The following is a 6695-nucleotide window of genomic DNA, read 5'->3' as shown; positions in this document are numbered from 1 at the left end:
GCGTGCAACTGAAACAGCTTACTCGATTGGTGATAGGCCAACTAATGATCAATCATATGAAGTTTATGGTGAGTCGTCTGTGCGGTAGGGCACATATGTGACTCGGGCAGATGAAGGGACGCCCCTATTTGGGCCCCATTAGGCTGTTTCATGAGTCATGCCATTATTTTCTCACGTCGTTTTTTTGTACGTTATGATCGCCGTGGCACAATCCAAGACCGGTTATCTCGTTGAAATAAAAATTATCTGATGTAGAGCATAGACATATCGAAATACCGGCTTTCATGACTCCTGGCAGAAAGGCCTCCCCACTTAAGCCAACTCCGCCACAGCCAGATTCAAGGGCCGCACTATCTTCCAGCGTGCCGCAACCTGGCACTCTGCTGAATTATCCTTCTCAACCAACCTTCGATCCCTTATGCCTCCTTAAAATACCGATACAGCATCTTTAAAATAAAAAACAGTAAAAGATTATATAATTTACCAGATTGATTATTAACGCATTAAATAAGTTTATGTTTGAATTTCATGGTTTTTGCTTGTACTAGAATAGTTTTCTGATTGCGGAATATTTATTTTTAAACTATATTCAAGTTCCTTGGATTATATAAAGTTGCGGGAGGGAATCATGCTTTACTGGGCTTTAGTGTTTTTTATCGTAGCGTTGGTCGCTGGAATGTTAGGCTTCTTCGGAATTGCAGGTGCTGCAGCATCAATTGCTAAAATTCTCTTTGTGATATTTATCATTCTATTTTTGGTGGCACTTGTAACGGGAAGGCGAAGACTGTGACTATACAGATACTCGTTGGGCACTGCTTAGTGTTTAGGCGTCCCTTCAACCGAAAGTCCTAGAATATTATGTTTTAAAGGGTGAATCCACATGACTGGCATTTTCTTGTAAGGTCATGCTTCTTCAGGTTGTCGGCTGTTGGCGACAACCTGAACTTACTAAAAATTACTTAAAGCTTTAAATATTTCTATCATTGACATTAAAGATGCATAATTTTCTTTAATCGTGGATTTTATTGGCGGAGCGTCAGTTGATTAATTTTAATGGTTTTTTTAACAATTCGACATGTTTTATTATCAACGTGATCACGAATATAAAATATTGACCTATGATTCATTCATGCGTAGTAAGGAGGAAATGATGAAAATATCAAAACTGTTTCTGGTGATACCGCCATTATTCGGAATAGCTCTTGCCGGTTGTTCAGCTGTTTCTCAAGGACCCCAGGGGGGACACTCCGTTTCCTGGTATTTGCATCATCAGAAAAAAATGTCGCAGGAAGTAGACTGGTGTAAAAACAGTGCAGGCCGAGACAAGTTGGAATCCTGCAAAAATGCTGAAAAAGCCTCTGGTAATGCATTGTCCTATAACGCTAAAAAAACCCTACATAGTTTCGGTAAAGACTTGTCTTGAGGTGTGTTGATGGCAAAGGAGAAATTATCCATGAATGCATGGAAAACGATGAAGACGTTCACGCTGACAATCGCTTCCAGGCGAATTCACTTCATAACTCACGCCAAGGATTGTTGCAGATGAATTATAACCAAGGCACCTCTCTGCGCAATAACTGGGCGGTTCTGGTACCAAGTCTGGCACTATCGTATCTCTCTTTGTCAAGCTGACCTAGCTTTTTTGCTGCAACTATTAGAAAAATCAAAATTTACATGTGTTATTTTTGAAAGGAGCCTCTTCAAAATCTAATGCAATAGCTTTAGTGGCGAGTTTTGAGAACGTGATGGCCAGTAGACCGAATGACCGCTTCCGCTGCAATATAGCCTTTCAGCCCGCCTGCCACAGAGTGTGGCAAACTCAACCTGCCGGAGTCGTTACCAGCGGATTCTGGTCGTTACGCCGCATGCACGTCGTATCGTTGAATCTTATTGAGAACTGCCTGCATCGCGTGGCGCGTCACGGCGAGATCGTAATCGGTTTGCAGGCCCACCCAGAAACCGTCGCTCATCCCGAAAAACCGGGACAGCCGCAGCCCGGTATCCGGGGTAACGGCCCGCTTTCCCATCACGATCTCCCCGATACGGCGCTGCGGGACGCCGATTTCCTTGGCTAGACGATACTGGGTGATGCCCATCGGCTTCAGAAAGTCTTCCAGCAAGATCTCGCCGGGGTGAATGGGGGCAGACCGACCTTCGCGCAGATTCGCCACATCGGAAAAATCCATCTTTTCGATCTCGTCCACACGAATGCTCACGATATACCTCCATCCATCAGTGATAATCCACGATCTCCACGTCCCAGGCGTTGCTGTCGCGCCATACGAAGCAAATCCGCCACTGGTCATTGATGCGCATGCTCCATTGGCCGCTCCGATCGCCGGAGAGCTTCTCCAGGCGGTTGCCTGGCGGTACAGCCAGATCTTCGATCCGGCCGGCGCGATGCAACTGTGCCAGTTTCCGCTGCGCCATCCGCAATAATTCCGTTCCAAAGCGGCGCACTTTCAGGCCAGCGAAGACTGCGGCGGTTTGCTTGTCCGCAAAGCTCATGATCATCGGTGAATGCTAACGCGATCCGATAGTAGCGTCAAATAACGATGTCTGTTAGTCCCGCACTTCTCAGTTTCCAAACTGGACCGCAGGAAACAGCGCCGTCTGATGGCTGGCCCAGACTGGAAGCGGTCATTCAGCAGCTGAAAGAAAATGAACCCCGAGGGAGCTATCTGGTTGACTGTGCCAATCATATCCTTCCACATGCCGGAAATTATGGCTGGTCTCTATTGAGGCGTTTCATGTGTCTTCGCCCCTGAACCGGAGGATGTTTTTCAAGGTGTGAGCGACAGTCGTCGGTCTTATTGCCGACCAATCCGGCTTCCAGCAGTAACCAGAAGCCATCAGCTTCGCCGGTGGCGTATTCACAACGCGCCAAGTAATGAATGGCGCGATCCGATGAATAGCACTATATTATTCCGACATGACGACAAATAGGCAAAAGAAAGAGATCGTCATGGCATATGATGGCACATGCGATAAAAGAGCAGATAAGGCCCCTTACAGAGCCAGGCTCTTCGTCTGATTGAGTGGCAGGGGGCAGAATGCTGTGGAGCACTCGCGCCCTGAATAGGAGTTTGATGATAGTCCCGGAAGATCTGTCTCTCTCTCGTTAGGACTTGGTTCCGCCGAAGGGGTGGATCATGTGACTTTCACAGTGGAGGAAAAACGCCTGGATCTGCATATCAACTTTCCCAAGGACAGTCGCTTAACTTGCCCCGTCTGTGGTGGGGCGTGAGTAGTATATGACACCCGTGCACACTTGGCGGCACATGGATTTCTTCCAGCATGAAGCCTATCTCCATGCTCACGTACCTCGTGTGAAGTGCCCGGAGCATAGTGTTCATCAGATATCTGTTTCCTTGGCACGGAAAGGCTCACATTTCACCCTGCTCTTCGAAGCGCTGATCATGACCCTGGTGCGGGAAAGCCGGTATTGACGGCAGACCGCATGGCCGGCGAGACCGACACGCTCCTGTGGCGAGTGATTGACCATTATGTGCCCGAAGCTCGTGCGGCGGTGGATATGGCCAATGTCCATGCTGTCAGCGTCGATGAAACCAGCAGTCGGCGCGGTCATGGCTACATCACGCTATTCATTGATCTGAATGCCCGGCGACTCTTGTTGTTGTTTGCTACTCCCGGCAAGGATGCCAAGACCTTTGAGAAAATCTCCGGAGATCTACAGGTCCATGGAGGTAGCGCGGAAGCGATTACCAATATGGGCACCGGCCTCTCGCCGGCCGTCCAGAAAGAGGCTGCCGAGCACCTGCCCAATGCTGAGATCACCTTCGATCGTTTTAACCTCATGAATCTCGTCAATGAGGCCGTAGTTGTCGTACGCAAGGGGGAAGTCCTCACTCTGCTCGACCTCGTAAAGACCCGATGGCACTGGCTCAAAAATGATAGCAACCTCAAGGTTGAGCAGAAAAAAAAGCTGCAGAACTCACTCAAAAAAGACCAGAACCTCAAAACGGCACAGGCCTACCAGTTTTGGCTGACCTTTCAGGATATATTCACGGTCAAGAATCGCCACCAGGGCGCCACCGCGCGCAAGGTCTGGATCGAAAACATCAAGAACAGCGGTCTATCGCCTATGGTCAAGGTCGTCTACACCATCATGAATCACTGGGTCGGCGTACTCCGATGGTTCGAAAGCCAGATCACCAACGGAATTCTCGAAGGCTTCAACAGCCTTATCCAATCCGCCAAGACTCGGCGGGGCTATCGCACCTACAAGACGTTTATCAACACGGCTTGCCTCATTTTGGATAAGCCGGATCTCAGGCTATCCACTTAAAATGACGAAGAATCTGGATGCGTTCCCCAATTTCATTATTTCCGGCTTGAACATCGCCGTGCCGAATCCAGGGAGCCTGACGGCCACATTAAACCCTGGCACGGCTTACCTGAACGGTACCCGCGTCATTATCGCTTCTCAGGCAGCTTTCACCAACACTTACCCTCCCAGCAGTGCTATCTATGTCAGCGTCAACAACGCGGGATCGGTGAACTACTCCGCTGGATCATCCGCGCCCAGCGGATACGTGCTTATTGCGCAGGTGACCAGCAATTCTAGTAATATCACGTCCGTTCAACCGCTGCTGCTGCCCCTAAAAGTAACCCCCGAGCATTTCCGCGCGATCGGAAACGGCGAGGCCAACGACGCGCCAGCGTTTGTCGCGGCACTGGAATTCCTTGTTTCCATAGGGGGAGGTGTTCTGCATCTAAGGGCCGTTCGATACAATCTTGGGACTAACTTTATAACCACAAATGGGACTAACTCATTGGTCCCGCTGCCCATTCTGTCAACCTCTGGGCCATACATAGACATCGTCATCTCCGGTGACTTCACGGTTCGTGCAGCGGGGGCCGTAGCTCCGAACTCAGGAACCGTGCTTTTATCTCAAGCCACAGGAAGCGGCACGCTACCGTCCTTAATAGGAGCAGTGGCCCAAAACTCGGGCACCCCGTCCTGGACAAACTTGGGCATCCACTTCAAAAAAATCAAGTTTCAGACGCAGACCAACGGTGGCGTCATAGGCGCAAACCTTTACTCATGTGTGAACGGCTCGTTTGAAGATGTCACGGCGGACATAAACTCCAAACCTGGCGGCTTCGTCCCACCCACAATTATCTCCACGGGCTTGATCCTTCCTGGCCCGGGTAATTTTGGAATATCCTACGCGGAAAAGTTCTACATAACCGGGTATTATTACGGCCTGCAGCATGCTTCCCACGCGCGGCTCAACGGACTCATCCAAAATTGTGTATCCGCAATAACGATTCCTGAGTCATACAGCCATATCGCTTCATACCAGCGTGTGACAACACAGGGGTGCTCGTATTCGATTTTCTGCGGCGCAGCATCAGGAAAGGCAACAGAGGAAAACTCCATATGCGGAGTGTTAGACATCGAGCGCGATACATCGTTTCCATTCGTTGATGATATTCATGTCGCATTCGGAGCGTCGCTAAATGGCTCTCTTATTTACAATGTGGCAGCCGATAATATGTCGTTTATAAGCATCGCTGGGCCAGGTTCGAATAACCTTATGCTGTTCAGCGCGGCAATGGGGCAATATGTTACGCCGTTAGCAAAAATTATAGTTACATCTAAAAGTATTACCGTAACCCCCACCGCAAATAACACGGAGGTTTACCCTGAAAACTTGCCTGTACCGATAACGGTAACCGTGGAGCCGGGGAAGTACATTGGGCAAAGCGTCACGGTTTATGGCCATTATTCGGGCAATGTCACAGTGGCTTCGAATGTTACTTCTGGAGAACCGGCCTTTTATTTACCAAACAACGTAGCTGTTTATACTTACATAATGCAGGGTGGAAACGGAAGCGCCCAGAATATCAAGCTCATCTGGAACGGGGGGGCGTGGAATGCTTATACACAAGGGTCTCTGTTCCTGAACACCGTGTCCGTTACCGCCAATTTTTCTATCGCTGGCACTGGCGGCGGTTCCATCGTCATGACTCCCCCTTTACAGGGAGTCTTCAAGGTAGTCAGTTTTATGCTTACTGGCTACATGAACAACACAGCAACGGCGCAAACGCAAAGGTTCCCAACCGTGTTTACCCAGATCCCTATTATATTAGGCAATAATACCGGCATAAATCCGACACTATCCACCAACGGAATCACGTGGCCCGTCAGCATGACGGCGGCGGCCAGCGGCAACATCATAATCGGGGGGCAGTAATCTCGAGTGCGCCAACAGGTGTATCCGCCGTCTCAAATCGCGCATCGTGCGCCGCCGCCTCATCAAACAGGATTCACCATGGCCTCCCGGATTTCTGCAGTAGGTACCTGCAGCAAATAGCATCCTCTGTCCGCTACAACCCGGGTTAAAAAACCCGAACGGCATCCGAGACAGCAAACTCCATGGCCCACATAAGAGGCTTCTTTGGCCTGAACCTTAAGTTATTCATCGACACGGACATACACCATCGTCGTCATGGTAATCTCCTGAAAATAACTTATATCGATGCCTCCACCTGTGTGAAAGAGGATTCGATACCTGGCATATTGTGGTCGAGTTGCTGCCTTATATCCGGCCTTTGATGCAGCGCAATCAGCCTGCTAGCCATGAAGGAATCCGCCGGAAGAACTCCTCATTTGCGATACATTTATCTCAATACGGCAGATCCACAAACCGCTTCACAGCACCCGC

General features: G+C 49.5%; 5 protein-coding genes and 1 pseudogene. 4 read left to right on the top strand and 2 right to left on the bottom strand.

From position 1 onward, the window contains the following. Positions 1-628 precede the first annotated feature (628 nt). Together H7F08_RS08205 and H7F08_RS08200 are read left to right on the top strand one after the other, a co-directional pair. Positions 629-790: a DUF1328 domain-containing protein gene (locus tag H7F08_RS08205; RefSeq protein ID WP_010642612.1), complete on the top strand. Its 162-nt coding sequence runs from the start codon at positions 629-631 to the stop codon at positions 788-790. 360 nt (positions 791-1150) lie between these two features. After that, positions 1151-1423, top strand: coding sequence for an EexN family lipoprotein (locus tag H7F08_RS08200; RefSeq protein WP_029316460.1), 273 nt, complete (start codon positions 1151-1153; stop codon positions 1421-1423). Positions 1424-1856: 433 nt separating this feature from the next. On the opposite strand, the gene H7F08_RS08195 is transcribed toward H7F08_RS08200, so the two are convergent. Beyond that, positions 1857-2216, bottom strand: coding sequence for a HigA family addiction module antitoxin (locus H7F08_RS08195; protein ID WP_010642615.1), 360 nt, complete (start codon positions 2214-2216; stop codon positions 1857-1859). A gap of 16 nt (positions 2217-2232) precedes the next feature. Then, the gene (locus H7F08_RS08190; protein ID WP_010642617.1) at positions 2233-2514 is read right to left on the bottom strand and encodes a type II toxin-antitoxin system RelE/ParE family toxin; all 282 of its coding nucleotides are present in this window, start codon (positions 2512-2514) and stop codon (positions 2233-2235) included. Positions 2515-3092: 578 nt separating this feature from the next. On the opposite strand from H7F08_RS08190, the pseudogene H7F08_RS08185 reads away from it, so the two are divergent. Then, positions 3093-4309: pseudogene (locus tag H7F08_RS08185) on the top strand (ISL3 family transposase). Between the two features lies 1 nt (position 4310). After that, positions 4311-6224: a hypothetical protein gene (locus H7F08_RS08180; RefSeq protein WP_031572454.1), complete on the top strand. Its 1914-nt coding sequence runs from the start codon at positions 4311-4313 to the stop codon at positions 6222-6224. Positions 6225-6695 lie beyond the last annotated feature (471 nt).

Origin of the sequence: Acidithiobacillus sp. HP-11 (genome assembly GCF_015100075.1) — a bacterium.
GTDB lineage: Bacteria > Pseudomonadota > Gammaproteobacteria > Acidithiobacillales > Acidithiobacillaceae > Acidithiobacillus > Acidithiobacillus thiooxidans.
This window is presented reverse-complemented; position numbering and strand designations above follow the sequence as displayed.

Bases quoted from the DNA above. Each gene is read 5' to 3' on its own strand.
- H7F08_RS08205 (WP_010642612.1), top strand. From the start codon at position 629: ATGCTTTACTGGGCTTTAGTGTTTTTTATCGTAGCGTTGGTCGCTGGA.
- H7F08_RS08200 (WP_029316460.1), top strand. From the start codon at position 1,151: ATGAAAATATCAAAACTGTTTCTGGTGATACCGCCATTATTCGGAATA.
- H7F08_RS08190 (WP_010642617.1), bottom strand. From the start codon at position 2,514: ATGATCATGAGCTTTGCGGACAAGCAAACCGCCGCAGTCTTCGCTGGC.
- H7F08_RS08180 (WP_031572454.1), top strand. From the start codon at position 4,311: ATGACGAAGAATCTGGATGCGTTCCCCAATTTCATTATTTCCGGCTTG.